The organism is Allobosea sp. GW821-FHT12C12 (assembly GCF_058807355.1).
In genome coordinates this window covers 43206-66818 of record NZ_JBXAQP010000004.1, presented here as the reverse complement: position 1 = coordinate 66818, position 23613 = coordinate 43206, and the positions used below count along the sequence as shown (strand labels likewise).

Annotated in this window: 26 protein-coding genes; 23 read left to right on the top strand and 3 right to left on the bottom strand. The window is 70.3% G+C overall.

The window, feature by feature from the left end; translation table 11 throughout:
* Window positions 1-57: 57 nt before the first annotated feature.
* Window positions 58-579: an HK97 family phage prohead protease gene (locus AC1RRW_RS07020; RefSeq protein ID WP_492899921.1), complete on the top strand. Its 522-nt coding sequence runs from the start codon at window positions 58-60 to the stop codon at window positions 577-579.
* Between the two features lie 35 nt (window positions 580-614).
* Window positions 615-1853, top strand: a complete 1239-nt coding sequence (locus AC1RRW_RS07015; RefSeq protein WP_492899919.1) for a phage major capsid protein — start codon at window positions 615-617, stop codon at window positions 1851-1853.
* Between the two features lie 12 nt (window positions 1854-1865).
* Here AC1RRW_RS07015 and AC1RRW_RS07010 read toward each other — a convergent pair whose 3' ends face one another.
* Together AC1RRW_RS07010 and AC1RRW_RS07005 are read right to left on the bottom strand one after the other, a co-directional pair.
* Entirely contained in the window at window positions 1866-2705 is an 840-nt protein-coding gene (locus AC1RRW_RS07010; RefSeq protein WP_492899918.1) for a S1 family peptidase, read from the bottom strand.
* 80 nt (window positions 2706-2785) lie between these two features.
* Window positions 2786-3580: a S1 family peptidase gene (locus AC1RRW_RS07005; protein WP_492899917.1), complete on the bottom strand. Its 795-nt coding sequence runs from the start codon at window positions 3578-3580 to the stop codon at window positions 2786-2788.
* A 74-nt stretch (window positions 3581-3654) separates the two neighbouring features.
* Between AC1RRW_RS07005 and AC1RRW_RS07000 the strand changes: the two genes are divergently transcribed.
* The 18 genes from AC1RRW_RS07000 (at window position 3655) to AC1RRW_RS06915 (ending at window position 19285) form a co-directional block, all read left to right on the top strand.
* Window positions 3655-4224, top strand: a complete 570-nt coding sequence (locus AC1RRW_RS07000; protein WP_492899916.1) for a head-tail connector protein — start codon at window positions 3655-3657, stop codon at window positions 4222-4224.
* Window positions 4225-4228: 4 nt separating this feature from the next.
* On the top strand, window positions 4229-4573 hold the full coding sequence (locus AC1RRW_RS06995; protein WP_492899914.1) for a phage head closure protein: 345 nt from the start codon (window positions 4229-4231) through the stop codon (window positions 4571-4573).
* Window positions 4570-4980: a DUF3168 domain-containing protein gene (locus AC1RRW_RS06990; RefSeq protein ID WP_492899913.1), complete on the top strand. Its 411-nt coding sequence runs from the start codon at window positions 4570-4572 to the stop codon at window positions 4978-4980. Before AC1RRW_RS06995 ends, AC1RRW_RS06990 begins: the two co-directional genes overlap by 4 nt.
* A gap of 30 nt (window positions 4981-5010) precedes the next feature.
* Window positions 5011-5421, top strand: coding sequence for a phage major tail protein, TP901-1 family (locus tag AC1RRW_RS06985; RefSeq protein WP_492899912.1), 411 nt, complete (start codon window positions 5011-5013; stop codon window positions 5419-5421).
* A gap of 10 nt (window positions 5422-5431) precedes the next feature.
* Window positions 5432-5788, top strand: a complete 357-nt coding sequence (locus tag AC1RRW_RS06980; RefSeq protein WP_492899911.1) for a gene transfer agent family protein — start codon at window positions 5432-5434, stop codon at window positions 5786-5788.
* Complete coding sequence (locus tag AC1RRW_RS06975) at window positions 5785-5991, top strand: phage tail assembly chaperone (RefSeq protein WP_492899910.1); 207 nt, start codon at window positions 5785-5787, stop codon at window positions 5989-5991. The genes AC1RRW_RS06980 and AC1RRW_RS06975 overlap by 4 nt, the downstream gene beginning before the upstream one ends.
* 37 nt (window positions 5992-6028) lie before the next feature.
* The gene (locus AC1RRW_RS06970; protein ID WP_492899909.1) at window positions 6029-6658 is read left to right on the top strand and encodes a phage tail tape measure protein; all 630 of its coding nucleotides are present in this window, start codon (window positions 6029-6031) and stop codon (window positions 6656-6658) included.
* A 40-nt stretch (window positions 6659-6698) separates the two neighbouring features.
* Window positions 6699-7340, top strand: a complete 642-nt coding sequence (locus AC1RRW_RS06965; protein ID WP_492899908.1) for a phage distal tail protein, Rcc01695 family — start codon at window positions 6699-6701, stop codon at window positions 7338-7340.
* A gap of 10 nt (window positions 7341-7350) precedes the next feature.
* The gene (locus AC1RRW_RS06960) at window positions 7351-8229 is read left to right on the top strand and encodes a phage/gene transfer agent baseplate hub protein (protein ID WP_492899907.1); all 879 of its coding nucleotides are present in this window, start codon (window positions 7351-7353) and stop codon (window positions 8227-8229) included.
* The gene (locus AC1RRW_RS06955; protein WP_492899906.1) at window positions 8226-8672 is read left to right on the top strand and encodes an NlpC/P60 family protein; all 447 of its coding nucleotides are present in this window, start codon (window positions 8226-8228) and stop codon (window positions 8670-8672) included. The genes AC1RRW_RS06960 and AC1RRW_RS06955 overlap by 4 nt, the downstream gene beginning before the upstream one ends.
* Entirely contained in the window at window positions 8672-12583 is a 3912-nt protein-coding gene (locus AC1RRW_RS06950; protein WP_492899905.1) for a baseplate multidomain protein megatron, read from the top strand. Before AC1RRW_RS06955 ends, AC1RRW_RS06950 begins: the two co-directional genes overlap by 1 nt.
* Window positions 12584-12663: 80 nt before the next feature.
* Window positions 12664-12984, top strand: coding sequence for a PepSY domain-containing protein (locus tag AC1RRW_RS06945; RefSeq protein WP_492899904.1), 321 nt, complete (start codon window positions 12664-12666; stop codon window positions 12982-12984).
* Between the two features lie 63 nt (window positions 12985-13047).
* Window positions 13048-13716, top strand: a complete 669-nt coding sequence (locus AC1RRW_RS06940; protein WP_492899903.1) for a response regulator transcription factor — start codon at window positions 13048-13050, stop codon at window positions 13714-13716.
* Between the two features lie 39 nt (window positions 13717-13755).
* Window positions 13756-15135 (top strand): sensor histidine kinase, encoded by a 1380-nt coding sequence (locus tag AC1RRW_RS06935; RefSeq protein ID WP_492899902.1) that lies wholly within the window; start codon window positions 13756-13758, stop codon window positions 15133-15135.
* Window positions 15136-15209: 74 nt separating this feature from the next.
* The gene (gene ccmI / locus AC1RRW_RS06930) at window positions 15210-16313 is read left to right on the top strand and encodes a c-type cytochrome biogenesis protein CcmI (protein ID WP_492899901.1); all 1104 of its coding nucleotides are present in this window, start codon (window positions 15210-15212) and stop codon (window positions 16311-16313) included.
* Window positions 16314-16351: 38 nt separating this feature from the next.
* Window positions 16352-16822 (top strand): cytochrome c maturation protein CcmE, encoded by a 471-nt coding sequence (gene ccmE, locus AC1RRW_RS06925; RefSeq protein ID WP_492900216.1) that lies wholly within the window; start codon window positions 16352-16354, stop codon window positions 16820-16822.
* Between the two features lie 10 nt (window positions 16823-16832).
* A complete protein-coding gene (locus tag AC1RRW_RS06920) occupies window positions 16833-18815 on the top strand; it encodes a heme lyase CcmF/NrfE family subunit (RefSeq protein ID WP_492899900.1) in 1983 nt (660 codons plus the stop codon).
* 2 nt (window positions 18816-18817) lie between these two features.
* Window positions 18818-19285, top strand: coding sequence for a cytochrome c-type biogenesis protein (locus AC1RRW_RS06915; RefSeq protein ID WP_492899899.1), 468 nt, complete (start codon window positions 18818-18820; stop codon window positions 19283-19285).
* 6 nt (window positions 19286-19291) lie between these two features.
* On the opposite strand, the gene AC1RRW_RS06910 is transcribed toward AC1RRW_RS06915, so the two are convergent.
* Complete coding sequence (locus AC1RRW_RS06910) at window positions 19292-19813, bottom strand: hypothetical protein (RefSeq protein WP_492899897.1); 522 nt, start codon at window positions 19811-19813, stop codon at window positions 19292-19294.
* 194 nt (window positions 19814-20007) lie between these two features.
* Here AC1RRW_RS06910 and AC1RRW_RS06905 point away from each other — a divergent pair, with 194 nt between their 5' ends.
* From AC1RRW_RS06905 to AC1RRW_RS06895, 3 genes are all read left to right on the top strand, one after another.
* Window positions 20008-21186 (top strand): trypsin-like peptidase domain-containing protein, encoded by a 1179-nt coding sequence (locus tag AC1RRW_RS06905; protein WP_492899896.1) that lies wholly within the window; start codon window positions 20008-20010, stop codon window positions 21184-21186.
* A 226-nt stretch (window positions 21187-21412) separates the two neighbouring features.
* Window positions 21413-22093 (top strand): winged helix-turn-helix domain-containing protein, encoded by a 681-nt coding sequence (locus tag AC1RRW_RS06900; protein ID WP_492899895.1) that lies wholly within the window; start codon window positions 21413-21415, stop codon window positions 22091-22093.
* A complete protein-coding gene (locus AC1RRW_RS06895; protein ID WP_492899894.1) occupies window positions 22080-23597 on the top strand; it encodes a sensor histidine kinase in 1518 nt (505 codons plus the stop codon). Before AC1RRW_RS06900 ends, AC1RRW_RS06895 begins: the two co-directional genes overlap by 14 nt.
* The last annotated feature ends 16 nt before the right edge of the window (window positions 23598-23613 follow it).

Below are 23613 nucleotides of genomic sequence, written 5' to 3'. Positions count from 1 at the left end.
CCTCGGCACGCTCGCAAGGCTCGAACGCCGCAACGGCAAGGCCGGGGAGGACAGCCGATGAGGGCCGCTCTTGCGACCGGCCCCTTCGCCCGCGAGACGAAATACCTGGCCCTGCCGCCGGCACGGATCAGGCCGGACGGCCTGTTCGAGGGCTATGCCAGCCTGTTCCGCATCGCCGATCTCTGCAAGGACATCGTCGAGCCCGGCGCCTTTCGCGAAAGCCTGGTCCGGCGCGGGCCGGCCGGCGTAAAGCTGCTCTGGCAGCATGATCCGGCCGAGCCGCTCGGCCGCTGGATCAGCCTGATCGAGGATCCGCGCGGGCTCTTCGTCCGGGGCCAGTTGTCGCTGGCGGTGGCGCGGGCCCGCGAAATCCATGCGCTGATGCGCGAAGGCGCGGTCGACGGGCTCTCGATCGGCTTCCGGCCCGAAAAGGCCCGCACCGAGCCGCGCACCGGCTACCGCCGGCTCGAGCGGATCGATCTCTGGGAGATCTCGCTCGTCACCTTTCCGATGCTGCCGCAGGCCCGCGTCTCCGCCGTCAAGGCGCTGCCGGGGGCGGCCGCGCTCTGTCACGCCTGACCATCGTTTCCATGACCTTCACAGCAGGAGAGACCATGACCACGCTGCTTCACGCCCCCGAGACCAAGTCCGCCGCGTTCGATCCGGCCCAGGACGATCTGCGCTACACCTTCGAGAGCTACCGCCTCGCCAATGACGAGCGTCTGGCCGAGATCGAGAGCCGGGGCGCGGCCGATCCGCTGCTCGACGAGAAGGTGGCGCGCATCGACGCGGCGCTCGACGAGACAAAGCGCCGGATCGACCGCGTCGCGCTCGACCGCGCCCGCCCCGCGCTCGGCCAGGATGCGCCGCGCGACCCGCTCGCCCATGAGCACAAGACGGCCTTCACGGCCTATGTCCGCAACGGCGAGGCCGGTGGGCTGAAGCGGCTCGAGGCCAAGGCTTTGTCGGCCGGCTCGGGCCCCGATGGCGGCTATCTCGCGCCCTCGACGGTCGAGAGCGAGATCCTGCGCCGCCTGGCCAACATCTCGCCGATCCGCGCCATCGCCACGGTCAGGACGATCTCGTCCGGCGCCTACAAGAAGGCGTTCTCGACCACCGGACCGGCCTCGGGCTGGGTCGCCGAGGCAGCGGCCCGCCCGCAGAGCAACTCGCCGACTTTGGCCGAGCTGTCCTTTCCGGCGATGGAGCTCTACGCCATGCCGGCCGCGACCCAGACGCTGCTCGACGACGCCATCGTCAACATCGACCAGTGGATCGCCGAGGAGGTCGAGGCCGCCTTCGCCGAGCAGGAGGGCGCGGCCTTCGTCTCCGGTGACGGCGTCGACAAGCCCAAGGGCTTCCTGGCCTATCCGACCGTCGCGGATGCGAGCTGGAGCTGGGGCAATATCGGCGTGCTGAACTCCGGCGTCGCCGGCGCGTTCGCGGCCTCCAACCCCTCCGACATCCTGGTCGACCTGGTCTATGCGCTGAAGGCCGGCTATCGCCAGAACGCCTCCTTCGTGATGAACCGGAAGACTCAGGCCGTCATCCGCAAGTTCAAGGACGCCAACGGCAATTACCTCTGGCAGCCCCCGGCTTCGGCCGGCGCGCCGGCGACTTTGCTCGGCTTCCCGCTGGTCGAGGCGGAGGACATGCCCAACATCGCCGCCAACGCGGTCTCGGTGGTGTTCGGCGACTTCCGGCGCGGCTATCTCGTGGTCGACCGGGCGGGCGTGCGCATCCTGCGCGATCCCTATTCCGCCAAGCCCTATGTGCTGTTCTACACGACCAAGCGGGTCGGCGGCGGCGTGCAGGACTTCGCCGCGATCAAGGGGCTGAAGTTCGCGGTCTGAGCCGGGCTCGGCCTATCGCGAAAACCACCAGCTGTAGCCGGCCTGTGGCGGCACGGGTTCGCCCTGCCGCCCGTCAGCCCCGAAAGCCATGAGACGCTGGCTCGCCTCGGTGATCCAGGGGCGATGCTCGCCGATCGGCGTGATCGCGGTGAAGCCGCCGCAGATACGCCGGGTTCGCGAGTTGAGCGGGCCGCTCGACCAGCTCACCACGCCGACGAGATCGCGCGAGGACGAGCCGCCGCGCAGGACGGGTCCGCCCGAATCGCCCCGACAGGCGCCGGCTCCGGGGCTTTCGCCGCGCGCCTCGACATCGACCGCGACCTTGACCGTGTTGGCCGTGGTGTAGCTGCCGGCATTGATCAGCCGCGTCTCGCGCAGGCGGCGCGCGGTGGCCTTGTTGTCCTCGATCGCGAGACCGAAGCCGGCCATGGTGACGGTTTCGCCCTGCCACAGGCCGCCGCCGAGCGTGAGAGGCTCGATGTCGGCCGGCAGGCGCGTCACAAGCCGCAGGATCGCGAGATCGGCGCCCGGCTGGGTGCGCGGCGTCGTGCCCGGCACGAAACTCGGATGCGGCAGCACCGCCGCGACCGAGTGACGCCGCGGGCGGAAGCGCGGATCGAGGCTGACGACGCTGACCGCGCCGCCTGCCATCAGGCAATGCGCGGCGGTGATGACGAGTTCGGGTCCGATCGCCGCCCCGGAGCATAGCTCGCCCCGGCTGGTCTCGACCCGCAGCGTCGAGGCGCGCGCACCGTCGATGTCGCGGGAGAGGCTGCCGCCGACGACCGCGAGAGCGGGCGAGGCGGCGCTGATGGCGGCGACGAAAGCGAGCGTGAGAGCGCGGACGGGCATGATCGGGACCAGGTGACGATGCTGATCAGTCTATGACGTCGCGCGCCGCAGTCCAGTGTTTCCGTCAGCTAATGTTTCCGTCAGCGACGCGTCGTCCAGGCGGCGCTCTCGCCCCATTGCGAGAGGGTGCGGTCGATCCAGTCGCGTTGCGGCGCGACCAGCACCCCCTGGCTGAGCAGGCCGCAATTCTTGCCGGCCGGGCCTGTCGACCAGCTCGTGACGGCGACGATGCCGCTGTCGTCCGCGATCATCGGGCCGCCTGAATCGCCGAGGCAGGCGCTGCCTCCCGGGCGCTTGCCGAGTCCCGACGGATCGGCCGCCCAGAGCAGGATGCGGCCGGGCCCATAGGGTTCGACCGCGACGAGATCGGCCGAGCGATAGGTGCCGGTGCTGCGGGCATCGCCCTCGCGGGCGACGCCATAGCCCGCCAGCGCGAGACCGGAACCGGCCCGGGGCAGCGCGCCGTCGACCAGTTCGGCCGGCTGGAAGCGCGCCGGCAGCGGCGCGGACAGGCGCAGCAGGGCGAGATCGATCGAACGGCGGCGGGCGGTGATCGCCTTGGCGTCGAATTCGGGATGGAGCGCGATCGCAGCGGGCGGGATCAGAACCGGCTCGCCGCCGCCATCCTTCCAGTGGATGCGCAGGTCGATTCCGCCGGCAGCGCAATGCGCCGCGGTCAGGATGGCGCGCGACGACAGCACGATGCCGGTGCAGACGCCGCCGCGCGCGTTCAGCACCATAAGGGTCGAGGCCGCGGCCGGGCCGCCCTCGCGCCCGCCGACGACCGCCGATGCGTCCTGCGCCGCGAGCGCGCCGGCGCAAGCCAGCGCCGCGGCAAAGACCCGAGATCCGACGTGCCGAAAATTGAGATGCACTGGCGCGCTCCTCGCGAGGGGAAGCGCTGGATAGCGCGTCGCAGACCTGAATTGAACCCGCAATCGGAGCGACCATGACGCCCATCGCGCTGACCCCACCCGTGGCCGAGCCCGTCTCGCTGCCCGACGCCCGCCTGTTCCTGCGGCTCGACCAGGACGAGGAGGACGGCCTGCTCGGCACGCTGATCACGGCCGCAAGGCTGATGATCGAGGCGGCGTCGGGCCGGATGCTGATCGACCAGGACTGGCGGGTCGTGCTCGACCGCTGGCCCGACAGCGGCGAGATCCGCCTGCCGCTGTCGCCCGTCCGCTCGATCACGGCCGCCCGCGTCTACGACGCGCAAGGGACCGCCCAGACCGTTCCGAGCGGCGCGCTGCGGCTCGATGCCAGCGCCGATCCGCCGGTGATCCGTGTGGCCTCGGGCGTGCCGGCGATCGGGCGTCAGCGCGGCGCGATCGAGATCGACGTCGTCGCCGGCTATGGCGATACGGCCGCCGCAGTGCCGGCGCTGCTGCGCCAGGCCGTGCTCAGGCTGGCGGCGCGCTGGTTCGAGGAGCGCGGCGATGTCGTCGGCCGAGACGCGGCGGCGCTGCCCGCCGAGATCATGGCGCTGGTCGCGCCCTTCCGCCGCATGAGGCTCTGACGCCATGTCCGCTTCGGGAAACGGGAAGACGCCGGTCGGCGCGCTGCGTCGACGGCTCGTGCTGGAGGCGCCGGTCGCTGCGCCGGACGGGATCGGTGGAACGACCCAGGCCTTCGCCACGGTCGCGGCCGTCTGGGGGCAGGTCGAATGGCTCGGCGGCGGCGAACGCTGGCGCATGGGCCGGCCCGAACAGGTCGCGACGCATCGGATCGCCATGCGCTGGCGCGACGGCGTCGATTCCGGCCAGCGCCTGCGCGACGGCGCGCGCCTCTACGACATCCGAGCGGTCGCCGACCCCGATGGCGGCAGGCGGCGGCTCATCTGCCTGGTCGAGGAGATTTCGGCATGAGCGACGCGATCCTGGCGCTGCGCGCCGCGCTGCAGGCGCGGCTGGCGGCCGACACGGCGCTGACCGCACTGATCGGAGCGGGCCGCATTCACGACGAGGCGCCGCGCGCGGCGCGTGGCGTCTATGTCGTCCATGGCGAGGCCGATGCGCGCGACTGGTCGACCGGCAGCGACAAGGGCTGCGAGCAGAATGTCTCGCTCGTCGTCTGGGCCGACGAGAGCGCCTCCGCGAAGCAGGCCTTGCAGGCGGCGGCTTGCGTCGCGAACGCGCTCGACGAGGCGGAGCTGACCTTGTCCGGGCACCGGCTGATCAATCTCCGCTGGCAGGCGAGCCGGCTCGCCCGCGATCCCAGGACGGGGCTCGCCTTCGTCACGATCAGGCTGCGGGCCGTGACCGAGACGCTCTGATTCACTCGAACATCACGAAGGAGAGGCCGGATGTCGGCACAGAAGGGCAAAGATCTGCTGCTCAAGGCGGAGGATGCGGGCGGGGCCTTCGTCACCGTCGCGGGGCTGCGCGCCCGCCAGATCGCGTTCAACGCCGAGAGCGTCGACGTCACCCATGCGGAATCGGCCGGACGCTGGCGCGAATTGCTGGCAGGAGCCGGCGCACGCCGGGCCAGCATCAGCGGCGCCGGCGTCTTCAAGGACGAGGCCTCGGATGCGCTGCTGCGGCAGATCTTCTTCGACGGCGCGATTCGCAACTGGCAGGTGATCGTGCCCGATTTCGGCGCCATCACCGGACCGTTCCAGATCACCAGCCTCGAATATCGCGGCGATCATGCCGCCGAGGTGACCTTCGAGCTGTCGCTGGATTCCGCCGGCGCGCTTTCCTTCACAGTGCTGTGAGGAGCCAGCCATGAGCAACCGCTACCGGGGCGAGACAGCCCTGATGGTCGATGGGCAGGCGCTGCCGATGCGGCTGACGCTGGGCGCGCTCGCCGAGCTCGAGCAGGCCTTTGCCGTCGACAGCCTGCCGGCGCTGGGCGAGCGCTTCGTCGGCGGCCGGCTCTCGGCGCGGGACATCGCCCGCATTCTCGGCGCAGGCCTGCGCGGAGCCGGCAGCAGGATCGCGGATGAAGAGGTCGCGGGGCTCGCCTTCGAGGGCGGGCTGAATGGCGCGATCCAGGCCGCGATCGCGCTGCTCGACGCGACCTTCGGAGGCGCAGGCGAGGACAGTCGGGCTCCGCGCCCTCCGCGGCCGCCGGCGAGTTGACCCCGCCGGCGGCCGAGCCCTTTCCATGGCGCGACATCATGGCTTTCGGACTTGGCCGTCTGGCCTGGACGCCCGACGCCTTCTGGGCCGCGACGCCGCGCGAAATCGCCGCGGCGCTGCGGGCGCATGAGCGCGCGCCGTCCATGGATGCGCCGCGCCGCGAGACATTGGCGCGGTTGATGGCGGCTTTTCCGGACGCATGACGCCGCGCTTTCCCTCGATCAGGAGCTTTCGATCGCCATGGCCGACGATGATTTCATCGGTGAATCCGGTTCCTCCTCCCGCGTCTCCGACCTGCGCTCGATGGATCGGCTGACCAAGAGCCTGAGCAAGTCGGCCGACGGCTTCGGCAAGGCGATCACCAACGCCTTCGCCAAGGGCATCGTCGAGGGCAAGCGCTTCGAGGACGTGCTGCGCAGCGTCGGCAAATCGATCACCCAGAGTCTGCTGAAGACGGCGCTGCAGCCGCTGACCAGCGGCCTGTCGAGCCTGCTGACGACCGGCGTCAAGGGCCTGACCGGGCTGTTCAGCGGCGGACTGTCCAACCTCACCGGATTGTCGGGGCTCGGCGGCAAGGGCGCGGGCATCTCGGTCGCGCCGTTCGCCGATGGCGGCGTCATCGCCCAGCCCTCCTATTTCCCGCTCGGGCGCGGCCTCGGGCTGATGGGCGAGGCCGGCGCGGAGGCGATCCTTCCGCTCTCGCGCGGTCCGGACGGCAAGCTCGGCGTCAGCGCGGGCGGCTCAGGCGTGCGCCCGATGAACGTCACCGTTCAGGTCTCGACGCCCGACGCCGACAGCTTCCGCCGCTCGGAAGCGCAGGTCTCGGCCGCGATCGCACGCGCCGTGGCGCGCGGCAGCCGGGCGTTGTGACGCGCCGCGCCATGGAACCGACAGGCGAGAGGGCCGGCTCATGACCGATTTCCACGATATCCGCTTCCCGCTCGACATTTCGCGCGGCGCGCGCGGCGGCCCCGAACGGCTGACGCAGATCGTCACGCTGGCCTCTGGCCGCGAGGTCCGCAACACCCGCTGGGCTCATTCGCGCCGGCGCTACGACGCCGGCGTCGGGGTCCGCACGCTCGATGCGCTCGCGGCCATCGTCGCCTTCTTCGAGGAGCGGCGCGGCCGGCTCTACGGCTTCAGGTGGCGCGACCAGCTCGACTGGAAAAGCTGCCCGCCCTCGCAGACGCCGACCGCGCTCGACCAGACGCTCGGCGTCGGCGACGGCGTCACCGCGACATTCCAGCTCGCCAAGGACTATGGCGCCGGCATCGCGACCTACCGGCGCACCGTCACCAAACCCTGGCATGGCGAGGTCTTTCTCGCCGTCGACGGGGTGGTGCAGTCGCAGCCGAGCCATGCCGAGACGAACGCCGCGACCGGCCTCGTCACCTTCGCGCCGGGGCATATCCCGCCGTCCGGCAGCCTCGTCACCGCCGGCTTCCTGTTCGACGTGCCGGTGCGTTTCGACATCGACGCGATCGAGGTCGATCTCTCGGCTTTCGAGGCCGGCGAGATCCCGCGCATCCCGGTCGTCGAGATCATCGCCTGAAGGAGTTCCCATGCGAGATATCCCCGCCGCCCTCGCCGGACACCTCGCCCGCGCCGCGACCACGCTGTGCCGATGCTGGAGCCTGACCCGGCGCGACGGGCTCGTGCTCGGCTTCACCGACCATGATCGTCCGCTGACCTTCGACGGCGTCACCTTTCGCGAGACGACCGGGCTGGAGGCTGCCGAAGGCGCGGCCGAACTCGGTTTCGCGGTCGGCGGCGGCGAGGTTTCCGGCGCCTTCGCGGCTGTCGGCCTCAACGAGGCCGACCTGGCGCGCGGGCTCTACGACGATGCCCGCGTCTCGATCTGGCTGGTGAACTGGGCCGCCGTCTCGCAGCGGCTGCTGCTCGAAACCGGCTTCGTCGGCGAGATCAGGCGGGGCGACCTTGCCTTCAGCGCCGAGGTCCGGGGCCTGGCCAAGGCCTTCGACGAGGAGCGCGGCCGGCTCTACACCCGCGCCTGCTCGGCCGATCTCGGCGACGCACGTTGCGGCGTGACGCTGACGCCGGTCACGGCAGCCGTGGCCACGAGCGACGGCCGTCTCTCGCTGGGCGCGCCGGCGCTCGCCTCTTATCCGGACGCGCATTTCAGCGGCGGACGGCTCGTCTTCACCGGCGGCGGCAATGCCGGTTTCGTCACCGAGATCAAGCGCCATGCAGCCGACGGGCTGGGCACGCTGCAGCTCTGGCAGGCCCCGCCCGCGCCGATCGCGGCGGGAGACGTCTTCCAGGTGACGCCGGGCTGCGACAAGAGCTTCTTCACCTGCCAGGCGAAATTCGGCAACGGGATCAACTTCCGCGGCTTCCCGCACATGCCCGGGAACGACTTCATCATCGGCGGCGCCGGGCCGGGCGATGGAGCGCTCGACGGCGGGAGCCTGTTCCGATGAGTCCTGCCGTGCTCACGCGGGACGATATCGTCGCCACCGCCCGGCAATGGCTCGGCACGCCCTATCATCACCAGGCCTCGCTGCGCGGCGTCGGCTGCGATTGTCTCGGCCTGGTGCGCGGGATCTGGCGCGAGCTGCTTGGCGACGAGCCCGAAGCCGTGCCGGCCTATTCGCCGCTCTGGACCGAAAGCCTCGGCGAGGAGAGCCTTGCTGCGGCGGCGCTGCGCCATCTGCGGCCGGTTCCGCCCGATGCGGGACGGCCCGGCGACGTGCTGCTCTTCCGCTGGCGCTCGCATCTTCCGGCCAGGCACTGCGCGATCCTGAGCGACGACGGCCGCATCATCCACGCTCATGACGGGGCCTGCGTCGCCGAGGTCGCGCTGACGCCGTGGTGGCGACGCCATCTCAGCCATGCCTTTTCCTTTCCGGAGGTCGCCGACTGATGGCAACGCTCGTTCTCCAGGTTGCAGGCGCGGCGCTCGGCAACGCGCTGGGCGGCCCGATCGGCGCGATCATCGGCCAGGCCATCGGCGGCATCGCCGGGGCGCGGATCGACCAGTCGCTTCTCAACAGCGGCGGCAAGCCGATCGAGGGCCCGCGCCTGAATGAAGCCGAGGGTCTGGCCTCGACCGAAGGCGCGGCGATCCCGCGCGTCTATGGCCGTGCCCGGGTCGGCGGGCAACTGATCTGGGCGACGCGCTTCGAGGAGCAGGTCAACGTCACCAGGAACCGCGCCAAGGGCGGCGGCAAGAGCATGGGCGGCCAGAAGACCAGGGAGACGACCTACAGCTACTACGCCAACTTCGCCGTCGCGCTGTGCGAGGGGCCGATCGCCTTCGTCCGCCGCGTCTGGGCCGACGGGCGCGAGCTCGACGTGACGACCGTGACGATGCGGGTCCATTCCGGCTATCCGAACGAGGAACTCGATCCGCTGATCGCGGCCAAGGAGGAGGGCGCCGCGCCGGCCTACCGCGACACGGCCTATGTCGTGTTCGAGCGCTTCCCGCTGGCCGATTACGGCAACCGCGTGCCGCAATTCTCCTTCGAGGTGGTGCGCGCGGTCGACGGGCTCGGCAGCATGGTGCGCGCCGTGACGCTGATCCCCGGCGCCGGCGAGTTCGTCTACGAAACGCGGGCCGTCAGCCACGAGCCCGAGCCCGGCGCGACCGAGAGCCTGACGCGCCATCAGCTCTACGGCCCCTCCGACGTCGAGACCTCGCTGGCTCACCTTCTCGCGCTCTGCCCGAACCTGCGCCGCGTCGCGCTGGTGATCTCCTGGTTCGGCGACGATCTGCGCGCCGGCGCCTGCACGATCGCGCCCCGCGTCGAGATCCCGCTCAAACCCACGATCGGCGCGGAATGGTCGGTCGCGGGCCTGTCGCGGCCGATGGCGCGGATCGTCAGCCAGATCGAGGGCCGCCCGGCCTTCGGCGGCACGCCCTCGGACGAAAGCGTCATCGGCTTGATCCGCCGCCTGCGCGACGTGATGGGGCTGGAGGTCGTGCTCTATCCGTTCGTGATGATGGACATCCCCGTCGACAACGCGCTGCCGGACCCGGTGACCGGAGCCGCGAGCCAGCCGCGCTATCCCTGGCGCGGCCGCATCACCTGCGATCCCGCGCCCGGAAGCCCCGGCAGCGTCGACGGCGCGAGCGACGCGGCGGCGCAGGTCGCGGCCTTTCTCGGCACGGTCGCGCCCGCCGATATGTCCGTCGCCGGCGATCAGGTCTCCTGCGCCAAGCCGGGCGAATGGAGCTATCGCCGGCTCGTGATGCATTGCGCCGCGCTGGCGCAGGCCGCCGGCGGCGTCCACGGCTTCGTGCTCGGCTCGGAAATGGTCGGGCTGACGCGGGTGCGCGGCGCGGCCGGCTATCCGATGGTCGACGGGCTGATTGCGCTGGCCGGCGACGTCAAGGCGATGCTGCCCGCCGCCAGGCTGACCTATGCCGCCGACTGGACCGAATACGGCGCGCATGTCCGCAATGCCGGGCTGGACGTCGACTTTCCGCTCGATCCGCTCTGGGCCGCGCCGGCGATCGACGCCATCGGAATCGATTTCTACGCGCCGCTGTCCGACTGGCGCGATGCGAGCGCCCATGCCGACGCCGCGATCGCGCGCGGGCCGAGCGATCTCGGCTATCTGCGCGGTCGCCTGAACTCCGGCGAGGGCTATGACTGGTATTATGCCGGACCGGACGGCCGTGCCCTGCAGCAACGCCTGCCGATCACGGACGGGGCCTACGGCAAGCCGTGGGTTTTCCGGCCGAAGGATCTCTGGAACTGGTGGAGCCAGCCCCATGTCGCGCGCAGCGGCGGCGTCGAGGTCGCGACGACGGCCTATGCGCCGGCCGCCAAGCCGATCTGGCTGACGGAGGTCGGCGTTCCCGCCATCGACAAGGGCGGAAACGGGCCGAGTTTCTTCCCCGATCCGAAATCGGCCGATAGCGGCCGGCCCTATTTCTCCAGCGGCGCGCGCGACGACCTCGTTCAGAACCGTGCCCTGGAGGCGATTCTGTCCGGCTTCGATCCGACCCAGCCGGGGTTCGAGGCGAGCCGGAACCCGGTGCACCCGACGAGCGGTCTGCGCATGGTCGATCCGGCCTCCGTCTTCGTCTGGAGCTGGGATGCGCGGCCGTTCCCGGCTTTTCCGGAGCTGACGGGAGCCTGGGCCGACGGCGCGAACTGGCAGACCGGACACTGGATCAACGGCCGCATCGAGGGCGCGCCGGTCGACCGCCTCATCAGGGCGGTGCTGGCCGATCTCGGCTTGCCGGCGGCAGACGAAATCGCCGTCGACGGTTTCGTCGACGGCTATGTGCTCGACCGGCCGATGTCGGCGCGCCAGGCCCTGGAGCCGTTGGCGCAGGCCTTTGGCTTCGACGCGATCATGAGCGGCGGCCGGCTCGTCTTCCGCGGGCGCGGAGGCAAGGTCGCGCGCGTGCTGGGCAGCGACGACTGGCTGCCCGGCCGCGACGGCAGCCCCTATGAATTGCGCCGCGCCCAGGAAAGCGAATTGCCGCGCGAACTGCGCCTCGGCTTCAGCGACGCAGATGCGACCTATCGCCGGGCCGCGGCCTCGTCGCGCCGCCTCGCCGGCGCGGCTCGGCGCGAAAGCGCGGTCGAGATCGCGATCGTCACCCGTCTTGCCGAAGGGCAGCGCCTCGCCGACCAGCGCCTGCAGGAGGTCTGGTCCGGCCGCGAGACCGCCGAGTTCGAGCTCTCGCCGCGCCGGATCGATCTGGAGCCCGGCGATGTCGTGGCGCTGCCGGTCGACGGGGCCGAGCGCCTGTTCCGGCTGACGCGGATAAGCGACGGCCCGACGCGCAAGGCGAGCGCCCGCGCCGTCGAGCCCGCGATCTATGCCAGCGCCGGCGCCCCAGCCGGGCCGATGCCGCCTCGCGCCGCGCCGGCGCTTCCTGGCCGGCCGCTGGCGGTGCCGATGGCGCTGCCGATCGCGCGCGGCGCCACGCCGCCGCTCTTGTCGCTCGCCGCATTCGCCTCGCCCTGGCCGGGCGCGCTCGCGGTCTGGCGGGCGGAAGGGACAGGGGATTTCGCGCTGCTGCGGCTGGTCGAGGCCCCGTCCATCGTCGGCGAGACGCTGACCGTCCTGCCGCCGGGTCCGCTCTGGCGCAGCGACGACCGCGCCGTACTTGATGTCGGGCTGCGCGGCGGCATCCTGGCCTCCGTTTCGGACGAGGCCGCGCTGGCTGGAGCCAATGCGCTGGCGCTGATCGCGGCCGATGGCGAGATCGAGATTTTGACCGCGGCCCGCGTTGAGCTGATCGGTCCGCGCCGGTTCAGGCTGTCGCGGCTGGTGCGCGGCATCGGCGGCTCGGAGGCCGCCGCGGCGCGCAGCCTGCCGGCCGGCGCGCGGGTCGTCGTGCTCGACGGCGCCGCCGTCTCGCTGACCACGGACATCGCCGAGATCGGCGTCGCGCGGCGCTATCGCATCGGGCCGGCGCGGCGCGATGTCGGCGATCCGGCCATGGCGGAATTCGTCGCCGCCGCGAGCGCCGCCGCGCTGGTTCCGCTCGCGCCGGTGCGGCCCAGGGCGCGGAGAAGTCCGGACGGCGTCGCCCTGAGCTGGATCCGCCGGACGCGGCTCGACGGCGATGGCTGGGACATCGCCGAGGCGCCGCTAGGCGAGGATGGCGAGCGCTACGAGATCGGCGTGCTCGCCGCCGGCGTGCCCGTCAGGACGGTCATGGCGGCGCAACCCTCCTGGCTCTATCCGGCCGCGCAGGAGATCGCCGATTTCGGCGCGGTCCAGAGCGGGATCGAATTCGTGATCGCGCAGATCGGCGCCGTGGTCGGAAAAGGTCGCGAATGGCGTGGACTGATCGAGGTGCGCTGACTTATCCTCTCCGTCGATTGCTCGTCCTTGAGTTGCATGCCGCCGCATTCATGACGCGTTCAGTCGCCCGGGGTTAGCGCATGTCGATGATGCCCGTCGAAAACCTCTTCGCTCTCGCCTTGCTGGCGGCGCCGCTGCCGATCCTGCGCGTCGACGATCCGCAGCCGATCACCTGCCTGTCGGCCGAGGAGATGCGCGAGACGATCGCCGACGGCCGCGTGATCCAGCCCGTGCAGGCCTCCCGCCACGCCCGCGACGCGGCGCCGGGCGAGGTTTTGCGCATCAGGCTCTGTCGCCAGGGCGACGAACTGATCTATGTGGTGACGACGCTGAAGCGCGATGGCCGCGTGGCGCGCGTCACGCTCGAGGGCCAGTCCGGCAAGGTCGAGACCGTCCGCTGATTTTTCTGCTATTGAATCGACGATGCGCCGCTCCGCCGGAGCGCCAACAGGAGCTTGCCGACCGTGAGACTGCTCGTCGTCGAGGACGACAAGGACCTCAACCGCCAGATCGTCACCGCGCTGGAGAATGCCGGCTATGCCGTCGACAAGGCGTTCGACGGCGAGGAAGGCTCCTTTCTCGGAGAGACCGAGCCCTATGACGCCGTGATCCTCGATCTCGGCCTGCCCAAGCTCGACGGCGTCGCCGTGCTCCAGGGCTGGCGCCGCGCGGCGAAGATCATGCCGGTGCTGATCCTGACCGCGCGCGACCGCTGGAGCGAGAAGGTCGCCGGATTCGACGCCGGCGCCGACGACTACGTCGTCAAGCCATTTCATATCGAGGAACTGCTGGCGCGGGTGCGTGCGCTGCTTCGCCGCGCCACCGGCCATGCCACCTCGGAACTGACCTGCGGGCCGGTGCGCCTCGACACGCGCGCGAGCCGTGTCGTCGTCGACGGCAATCCGATCAAGCTGACCTCGCATGAATACCGACTGCTCGCCTATCTGATGCACCATCAGGGCCGGGTCGTTTCGCGCACCGAACTTGTCGAGCATCTCTACGACCAGGATTTCGACCGCGACTCCAATACGATCGAGGTCTTCGTCGGCCGCCTGCGCAAGAAGCTCGGCGTCGACGTCATCGAGACGGTTCGGGGGCTGGGTTATATCGCGGCCGCGCCGGAAAAGGTGTAGAGGCTCTCCATGCTCCCCGACAGCTTCTAGTCCTGCGCGATGCCGCTGAAGCCGCATCGCTATTCCCTCGGCGCGCGGCTGTTCGTCTCGGCGGCGGTCTGCTGCGCGCTGGTGCTGATCCTCGCGGGCTTCGGCCTGACGACGTTCTATCGCCGCTCGGCCGAGCGCGGCTTCGACGAGCGGCTGAGCGTCTACATCAAGGAACTGGCCGCCGACGTCGCCTCGCCGCCCGAGGCCGAGCGCCAGGCGATCGGCGATCTCGGCGAGCCGCGCTTCGACCTGCCGCTGTCCGGCTGGTACTGGCAGATCGTCAGGCTCGACGGCGAGCGCCAGGTGGTGCGGACCTCGCGCTCGATCGTCGGCGGACAATTGCCGAAGCTGCTCGACCAGCAGCAACTGACGCCGAACGCGCGGGGCTTGCGCGAAAGCTACATCTCCGGACCCGACGACCGCTGGCTGCGCATTCTCGAACGCGAGATCGATGTCGGCGAGGAGGGACGCTTCACGGTCGCGGTCGCGGCCCCCGCCGACGAGATCGACGGCGACATCCGCGATTTCCGCTTCGCGCTGACCATGACCTTCGTGCTGCTGGGGCTGGCGCTCGTCGCCTCCACCATCATCCAGGTCCGCTTCGGCCTGCGACCGCTCGTTCGTCTCGGCAACGCGGTCGGACTGGTGCGCACCGGCGAAGCGCCGCGCATCGCCGGCCGCTACCCCCCCGATCTCGACCCGCTCGCGGGCGAACTCAACCAGCTGATCGACGCCAATCGCGAGATTCTCGAACGGGCGCGCACCCAGGTCGGCAATCTGGCGCATGCGCTGAAGACGCCGCTCAGCGTCATGATCAACGAGGCCGAGGCCGGCGAGGGCGTGCTGTCGGAGACGGTGAAGACCCAGGCCGCGATCATGCGCGATCAGGTCCAGTATTATCTCGACCGGGCGCGGGCCGCCGCGTTGTCGGGCGCGCTCGGCGGCGTCACCGAGATAGCGCCGTCGCTCGATGCGCTGATCCGGACCTTCAGCAAGATCTCCCAGGGACGCGGCATCACCGGCAAGCATGCCGTGCCGGCCAATCTGCGCTTTCGCGGCGAGAAGCAGGATCTGGAGGAAATGCTCGGCAATCTGCTCGACAACGCCTTCAAATGGGCCGAATCTCGCGTCGAGGTCGGCGTCGAGCCGGTCATGCGCGACCAGCCGGAGCGCATCGTGCTGGTGATCGACGATGACGGGCCGGGACTGCCGCCCGAGGCGATGGCCGACGTCATCAAGCGTGGCCGCAGGCTCGACGAGACGACGCCCGGCTCGGGGCTCGGCCTCTCGATCGTCGGCGACCTCGCCAAGCTCTATGGCGGCGAGCTCTCGCTGCATCCGTCGCCGCTCGGCGGACTGCGCGCCCGTCTCGTTCTACCGTCGGTGTAAGACATGACCCCGCGTGACCCTTTGTCGCCCTCATGGGACATGAAGCGAAGCCTGGAATTCGATAAGACAGCGCCATGCTGATCTGGATCATCTTCGCGGTCATGACGGGCGCGGCGGTCTTCGCGCTGCTCTGGCCGCTCGGCCGACGGCGCACGGCCGCCTTCGCGGATGTCGCCGATGCCGCCAGCCTCTACCGCGACCAGCTCGCCGAGATCGAGCGCGATGTCGCGCGCCGCCTGATCGGCCCGCAGGAGGCAGAGGCCGCCCGCGCCGAGGCCGCCCGGCGTCTGCTCCGGGCGGCAGGCGACGAGGCAAGTCCGGCGGCCGAGACCGAGTCCTCGCTGCGCCGCCGCCGCGCCTCATCGGCGCTGGCGCTGTCCTGCGTGCCGCTGCTCGCGCTCGTCGTCTATGGCGCCTTCGGCTCTCCCGCCCAGCCCGACCTGCCGCTGGCGGCTCGCCTCAAGGCCGATCCCAACCAGCAGGATTTCTCCGTCGCGCTCGCACGGATCGAGAGTCATCTCGCCGCCAATCCCGCCGACGCGCGCGGCTGGGCGGTGATCGCGCCGGTCTATCTGCGTCAGGGCCGGGGCGAGGACGCGGCGCGCGCCTTCGCCAACGCCGTGCGCCTTGGGGAACCCGATGCCGATTTGCTGGCGGGGCAGGGCGAGGCGCAGATCCTGGCGGCGGGCGGCGTCGTTACCGCCGCCGCGCGCGAAAGCCTGAGCAAGGCCGTTTCCCGTGACCCGAAGAACGCGCGCGCTCGCTATTTCCTCGCTATCGGCCAGGAGCAGGACGGCGACAATGCGGGCGCGATCGAGACCTTGCGCGCGCTCATCGCCGACGCGCCGGGCGAGGCGGGCTGGGTGTCCGTCGTGCGCGAGCGGCTCGCGCGGCTGGAAGGCGAGGCGGCGCGGGGCGCGATCGTCGCGTTGCCGGCGCAGGACCAGCAGGCCGCCATTCGCGGCATGGTCGAGGGGCTTGCCACGCGCCTTGCCGAAGGCGGCGGCAGCCTGGCCGAATGGACGCGGCTGATCCGCTCGCAAACCGTGCTCGGCAACCGGCCGGCGGCAAGGGCCGCGCTCGCCACGGCGCGCCAGCGCCTTGCCGGCGACGCCTCGGCTCCATCCCGGCTCGATGCGCTCGCCGACGAGCTCGGCCTGAAGGACGCCGCGCCATGACGGCGGCGCAGCAGCCGCTTCCCGCCGCCCGCCGGAGAATGACGCGCAAGCAGCGCCGGCTGATACTGATCGCGGCGGCCGGGCTCGTGCTCTGCGTCGCGGCAGGCCTCGTGCTGTTTGCGATGCGCGACTCGATCGTGTTCTTCTACGGGCCGACCGAGATCGTCGAAAAGGGCCTGGCGCCAGGCACCCGCATGCGCCTCGGCGGGCTGGTCGAGAAGGGCTCTGTCGCACGCGGTCCAGGTCAGCGTGTCGTCTTTGCCGTGACCGACAGCAAGACGACGATGACGATCAGCTATGACGGTCTGCTGCCGGACCTGTTCCGCGAGGGGCAGGGCGTCGTCACCGAAGGCGTCTTCGAGGGGGTGGGGCGCTTCAAGGCGGATTCCGTGCTCGCCAAGCATGACGAGACCTATATGCCGCGCGAGGTTGCCGACACGCTGAAGAAACAGGGCCACTGGCAGCCGGGCGGCGCGCCGGGGGCCGATCCGACATCGGCAAAACCATGAGGGCCATGCGATGATCGTCGAGATAGGTCATTTCTCGCTGGCGCTCGCGCTCGGAGTCGCCGTCGTGCAGGCGCTGGTGCCGCTCTGGGGCGTGGCGCGCGGGGACCGGACGCTGGCCTCGGTCGGCCCGGCCGCCGCGATCACCTGCTTCCTGCTGGTGGCGCTTTCCTTCGCGGCGCTGATGGTGTCCTATGTGCGCTCGGATTTCTCGGTCGAGAACGTCGTCGCCAACTCCCATTCCACCCAGCCGCTGATCTACAGGCTGACCGCGACCTGGGGCAATCACGAAGGCTCGCTGCTGCTCTGGGTGCTGATCCTGACGCTGTTCGGGGCGCTCGTGGCGCTGTCGCGGCGCTCGCTGCCCGTTCGACTGCGCGCCGGCGCGCTGGCGGCTCAAGGGTGGGTCACCGTCGCCTTTATCGCCTTCATGCTGTTCACCTCGAACCCGTTCAGGCGCATGATTCCGGCGCCCGCCGAGGGCAAGGACCTCAATCCGATCCTGCAGGATCTCGGCCTCGCGATCCATCCGCCGCTGCTTTATGTCGGCTATGTCGGCTTCTCGATCACCTATGCGTTCGCGGTCGCGGCCCTGATCGACGGCCGCATCGACGCGGTCTGGGCGCGCGCGGTCCGGCCCTGGACGCTGCTCGCCTGGGTCTTCCTGACGCTCGGCATCGCGATGGGCTCCTACTGGGCCTATTACGAGCTCGGCTGGGGCGGCTGGTGGTTCTGGGACCCCGTCGAGAACGCCTCGCTGATGCCCTGGCTCGCCGGCACGGCGCTGATCCATTCCACCGTGGTGATGGAGAAGCGCGATGCGCTCAAGGTCTGGACGATCCTGCTCGCGATCCTGACCTTCTCGCTCTCGCTGCTCGGCACCTTCCTCGTCCGCTCCGGCGTGCTGACCTCGGTGCATACCTTCGCCAGCGACCCGCAGCGCGGGCTCTTCATCCTCGGCATTCTGGTGTTCTTCGTCGGAGGCTCGCTGGCGCTCTTCGCCTGGCGCGCGCCGCTGCTGCGTCAGGGCGGTCTGTTCGCGCCGGTCTCACGCGAGAGCGCGCTCGTCGTCAACAACGTCTTCATCGCGACGTCCTGCGCGACCGTTTTCATCGGCACGCTCTACCCGCTGGCGCTGGAAATGGTCACGGGCGACAAGATTTCCGTCGGCCCGCCCTTCTTCAACGCCACCTTCGTTCCGGTGGTGGTGCCGCTGCTTCTGCTGCTGCCGCTTGGCCAGTCGCTGGCCTGGAAGCGTGGCGACCTGCTCGGCGCGGCCCAGCGCACGATCTGGGCTTTCGGGCTCGGCATCCTGGCCAGCGTCGTGCTGCTCGCCATCTTTCGCGGCGGGCCTGTGGTGGCGCCGCTCGGCATCGGGCTCGGCGTCTTCCTGGTTGCGGGCGCGGCTTTCGATCTGGGCGAGCGCGTCGTGGCGCGAGCCAGCGGAGCCGCCGCGATCTGGTCGCGCGCCGTCGGCCTGCCGCGCTCGGCCTGGGGCACGGCGCTGGCCCATGCCGGCGTCGGCGTCTGCGTCATCGGCATCGCGGCCGCCGCCTGGAGCACCGAGGAGATCGGCGCGCTGAAGCCCGGCGAGAGCCTGACCAGCGGGCGCTACACCATCACGCTGGAGGCGATTTCGCCGCGCAATGGCCCGAATTTCCGCGAGGAGACGGCGCGTTTCCAGCTCGCCTCCGGCGACAGGCCGCTCGGCGTGGTCGAGGCGGGAAAACGCGTCTATATCGCCCGCAACACGCCGACCACCGAGGCCGGCATTCGCACCGACGGACTGAGCCAGGCCTATATCAGCCTCGGCGACCCGCAGGGCGACGGCGGCATCGCTGTGCGGCTCCACGACAAGCCGCTGATCCTGCTGATCTGGATCGGCCCGATCGTGATGGCGCTGGGCGGCGCGCTTTCGCTGACGGACCGCCGTTTCCGGCTCGCGGCCCCAAGCCGCGTCGCGCCCGCCCGCGTCGCAGTCCAGCCGGCGGAGTGAGCATGCGCGCGCTGCTCGCAACCCTGGTCCTGTCGCTTGGGCTTGCCGCCCCGGCGCAGGCGGTGCAGCCCGACGAGGTATTGCCCAATGCCGCGCTCGAGCAGCGCGCCCGGCAGATCTCCGGCGGGTTGCGCTGCCTCGTTTGCCAGAACCAGTCGATCGACGAGTCCGACGCGCCGCTCGCCCGCGATCTGCGCATCCTCGTGCGCGAGCGGCTGGTCGCGGGCGACAGCGATACGGTTGTGCGCGATTTCGTCGTGGCGCGCTATGGCGATTTCGTGCTGCTCAGGCCGCCGCTGAACTGGCGCACGATCCTGCTCTGGGCCGCGCCCTTCCTGATCCTGGCGACGAGCCTTGCCTATATCGGCCAGCGCACTCGGGGGATGCGGGAGCCGGTCGCGGCCACGGCTCCGCTGACGGCGGAAGAGCAGGCGAGGCTCGACCGGCTGCTGAAATCCGGCGATGGGTAACACGCCTCAGCGGCTGATGCCGCAGGCGCGGTAGAGTTCCGCCGAATACGAAGGCATGCTACGGCCCGCAATGGCGTAGCCGACCTTGCCGCCGCCGGTTGGCTGAGGCGATGCGAATACCGCGTAGGTCCGCGCGAAGCATGCGGCCTTCTCGCCCTCGTAGCCTCGCTTCGCGGCGACGCGCAAGCCGGCGCTGTTGATGTTCCCGGCGGCTCGCGGAGCCGCGAAAGGGCTAGAGCTGGCCTGCCGTCGCTGTTCCATATCCGCCAGCCGGTCGACGCCGCAGCGCCTTTGCTGCTCGGCGTTGTAGGCCGGCGTCGAGGCCGCATGCCAGCCTCGGCGGCCGTCAGGGCGCTCGACCACGACGGCATATTTGGCGAAGACCTCGGCATAGCAGCCGGTATTGGCGTAGCCGCGCTGCTGGGCGATGCCGAGACCGACCTGATAGGCGCTCATCGACTGCGCCAGCGCCGCATCGCCGGCCAGCGTCGACAACCCGGCGACGAGGCCGGCGGCACGCAACATCATCGGATGGTCCCCAGCCCCTTGGTTCTCGTCATGAGTGTGCGGATCATGACCGCCTGTCGTCCAGCGCGAAGGCGGCCCCGAAATCGCCCAACCTTACGAAATCGTCATGTCCGCGCGAAAGCGGCGTAAGGCGGCCGGCCGCATGGTCCCTCGCACAGACAGGGAAGGGCCCTGCAGTTTCCGAGGTTTTCGCCATGACCACTTCGACGACCAAGAAATCCGTCCTCAAGCGCGGCGCGTTGTTCGCCGGCGCCGCCACCCTGGCGATCGGCCTTGCCGCCGGTCTGGCCGATGGCGTGCTCGCCCCCAATCACAACGCCTTCGCCCAGCCGATCCAGCTTTCGGGCGTGCAGCCCGCGCTGCCGTCCTTCGCCGACATGATCGAGAAGGTGAAGCCGGCCGTCGTCTCCGTCCGCGTCAGGACGCAGGCCGTCGCCGAGCGCGGCGCCGACGGCCTCGAAGACCTCCCGCCCGGCCTGCGCCGCTTCTTCCGCGAGTTCGAGGACCAGCAGCCGGGCGAGCGTCCCGGCCGGCCGCAGCCTCGTCAGGGCCAGTCGCAGGGCTCGGGCTTCTTCGTCAGCCAGGACGGCTATGCCGTCACCAACAACCACGTCGTCCAGAACGCGGCCGAGGTCCAGCTCGTCACCGAGGACGGCAAGACGCTCAGCGCCAAGGTCGTCGGCACCGATCCGCGCACCGATCTCGCCTTGCTCAAGGTCAACGAAAGCGGCAGCTACCCCTTCGTGCAGCTCGCTCCGGCCAAGCCGCGCATCGGCGACTGGGTCCTGGCGGTCGGCAACCCGTTCGGTCTCGGCGGCACCGTCACGGCCGGCATCGTCTCGGCGCAGGGGCGCGACATCGGCTCGGGCCCCTATGACGACTTCATCCAGATCGACGCGGCGGTGAACCGCGGCAATTCCGGCGGGCCGACCTTCAACCAGAATGGCGAGGTCGTCGGCGTCAATACCGCGATCTACTCTCCCTCCGGCGGCAATGTCGGCATCGCCTTCGCGATCCCGGCCACGACCGTCAGCCAGGTCGTCGAGTCGCTGAAGAAGGACGGTTCGGTGGCGCGCGGCTTCATCGGCGTGCAGATCCAGCCGGTCACCGCCGAGGTCGCCGAGGCGATCGGCCTCAAGGACCCGCGCGGCGCGCTGGTGGCCGAGGCGCAGTCAGGCGGTCCCGCCGCCAGGGCCGGCATTCGTCGGGGCGACACCATCCTCGCCGTCAATGGCGAGCCCGTGAAGGACGCCCGCGAGCTCTCGCGCAGGATCGCGACCTTCGCGCCCGGCGCGAAGACGACGATCACGGTCTTCCGCGACGGCAAGGAGCGCCAGCTCAGCTTCGAGGTCGGCCGCCAGCCGGCTGGCTGAGAGAGCCCGATCGCCCCGGGCCGTTCGACATGAGGCGCGAATCGCGCTCTCCCGCATGAAGCATGATGTTCTTCCGAAAACCGCTTCGCACTTTTCGGCATCATTCTGAGGCAGGGTTGGTTTCCCGGTATCCTGTCGCCCCCGCCGGGGCCCAGCCTTCACCGCGGCAGGCCGGATGGTTTCATCCGGCCTGCCGTTTTTCCGTTCGATAGGATAGCGTGACGCCATGCGTTTGCTGATCGTCGAAGATGATGCCGAGGCCGCGGCGTATCTGACCAAGGCCTTTCGCGAGGCCGGCCACCTCGCCGACCACGCCGCCGACGGGCTGGAAGGCTACGGCATGGCCGAGGGCGGCGGCTACGACGTGCTCGTCGTCGACCGCATGCTGCCGCGTCTCGACGGGCTCTCGCTGATCCGTTCCCTGCGCGAGCAGAACGACACGACGCCCGCGCTGATCCTCTCGGCGCTGGCGCAGGTCGACGACCGCGTGAAGGGCCTGCGCGCCGGCGGCGACGACTATCTGCCCAAGCCCTATGCCTTTTCCGAGTTGCTCGCCCGCGTCGAGGTGCTGTCTCGCCGGCGCGGCGCGGCCGCCGCCGAGCCGATCGTCTATCGGGTCGGCGATCTCCAGCTCGACCGGCTCGCCCATCGCGTCACGCGCGGCGAGGGCGAGATCGTGCTGCAGCCGCGCGAGTTCCGGCTGCTGGAATATCTAATGAAGCATGCCGGTCAGGTGGTGACGCGCACCATGCTACTGGAAAACGTCTGGGACTATCATTTCGACCCGCAGACCAACGTCATCGACGTGCATGTCAGCCGCCTGCGCGGCAAGATCGACAAGGGCTTCGACAAGCCGATGATCCATACCATTCGCGGCGCCGGATACATGGTCCGTGACGCAGGCTGACGAGACGCGCCGGGCCGAGCCGGCCGCGCGGCCGCGCCAGAGCCTGCTGCCGAATCTGTTTCGGACGACCGCGTTCAAGCTGACGGCGGTCTATCTGCTCGTCTTCACGGTCTTCGCCGGCATGGTGCTCGGCTATGTCGCCTGGAACGCCAAGCGCCTGCTCGACGACCAGATCCGCTCGACCATCGACGCCGAGATCCAAGGGCTGGCCGAGCAGCAGCGGCTCGGCGGCATCAGGCGGCTGGTCAGCATCATCGAGCGCCGCTCGCGCGCGCCCGGCGCCTCGCTCTACCTCGTCACGACGCCGCTCGGCGAGCGCATCGTCGGCAATATCGAAGCGCTGCCGCCGGGCGCGCTCGACAAGCCGGGCGAGAGCGAAATCGAGTATGCGCGCACCAGCGAGGCGCTCGATGCCCCCGGCCACGCCATCGTGCGCGTCTTCATGCTGCCGGCGGGATTCAGGCTGCTCGTCGGCCGGGACGTCGAGGAGCGCGAGCGGCTCGGCGTGGTGATCCGGCGCGCGGCGGCGTGGTCGCTGCTGCTGGTCTTCGTGCTCGGCTGCGTCGCGAGCTGGTTCGTCGCAAGGCGCGTCCTGAAGCGGGTCGACGGCATGACCGACACCGCTCGCGTCATCATGGCGGGCGATCTCAAGGGCAGGCTGGTGATCTCAGGCACCGGCGACGAGCTCGACCGTCTGGCGCTGGCGCTGAACGCGATGCTGGACCGGATCGGCGAGCTGATGGCCGGCATGCAGCAGGTTTCCGACAACATCGCCCACGACCTCAAGACGCCGCTGACCCGCCTGCGCAACCGCGCCGAGGAGTCGCTGCGCACCGCGAAATCGCCGGACGAACTGCGCGGCGCGCTCGATGGCACGATCGACGAGGCCGACAACCTGATCCGCGTCTTCAACGCGCTTTTGATGATCGCCCGGCTCGAGGCCGGCCGCATCCAGGACGGCATGGACGAACTCGATCTCTCCGAGATCGTCTCCGGCATGGCCGAACTCTACGAGCCGCTGGCGGAAGAGGCCGGCCTTTCGCTCGTCACGGAGATCGCGCCCGGCCTGCGCATCGCCGGCAACCGCGAGCTGATCGGGCAGGCGCTGGCCAACCTGATCGACAACGCCCTGAAATACGGTCAGTCGATCGACGGCGCGCCGGCGAGCGTCCGCGTCGCCGCCGCCCAGGTCGGTTCGACCGTGGAATTGTCGGTCGCCGATAATGGCCAGGGCATTCCCGAGGCCGATCGCGGCCGGGTGCTGGAGCGCTTCGTCAGGCTCGACCAGAGCCGCAGTAAGCCGGGCTTCGGGCTCGGCCTCTCGCTCGCAGCCGGCGTCGTGCGGCTGCACGGCGGCCAGCTCCGGCTGGAGGACAATGCGCCCGGCCTGCGCGTCGTGATGGCGCTGCCCGAGCGGCTGCCCAGGCCTGTGGACATGAAGCCGCCCGAAGCCGCGCGGCACTCGACAGGCGAGCCCAAGCCTGCTGGCCTGCAATCCGCATGAGTCTGCCTGGAGAACC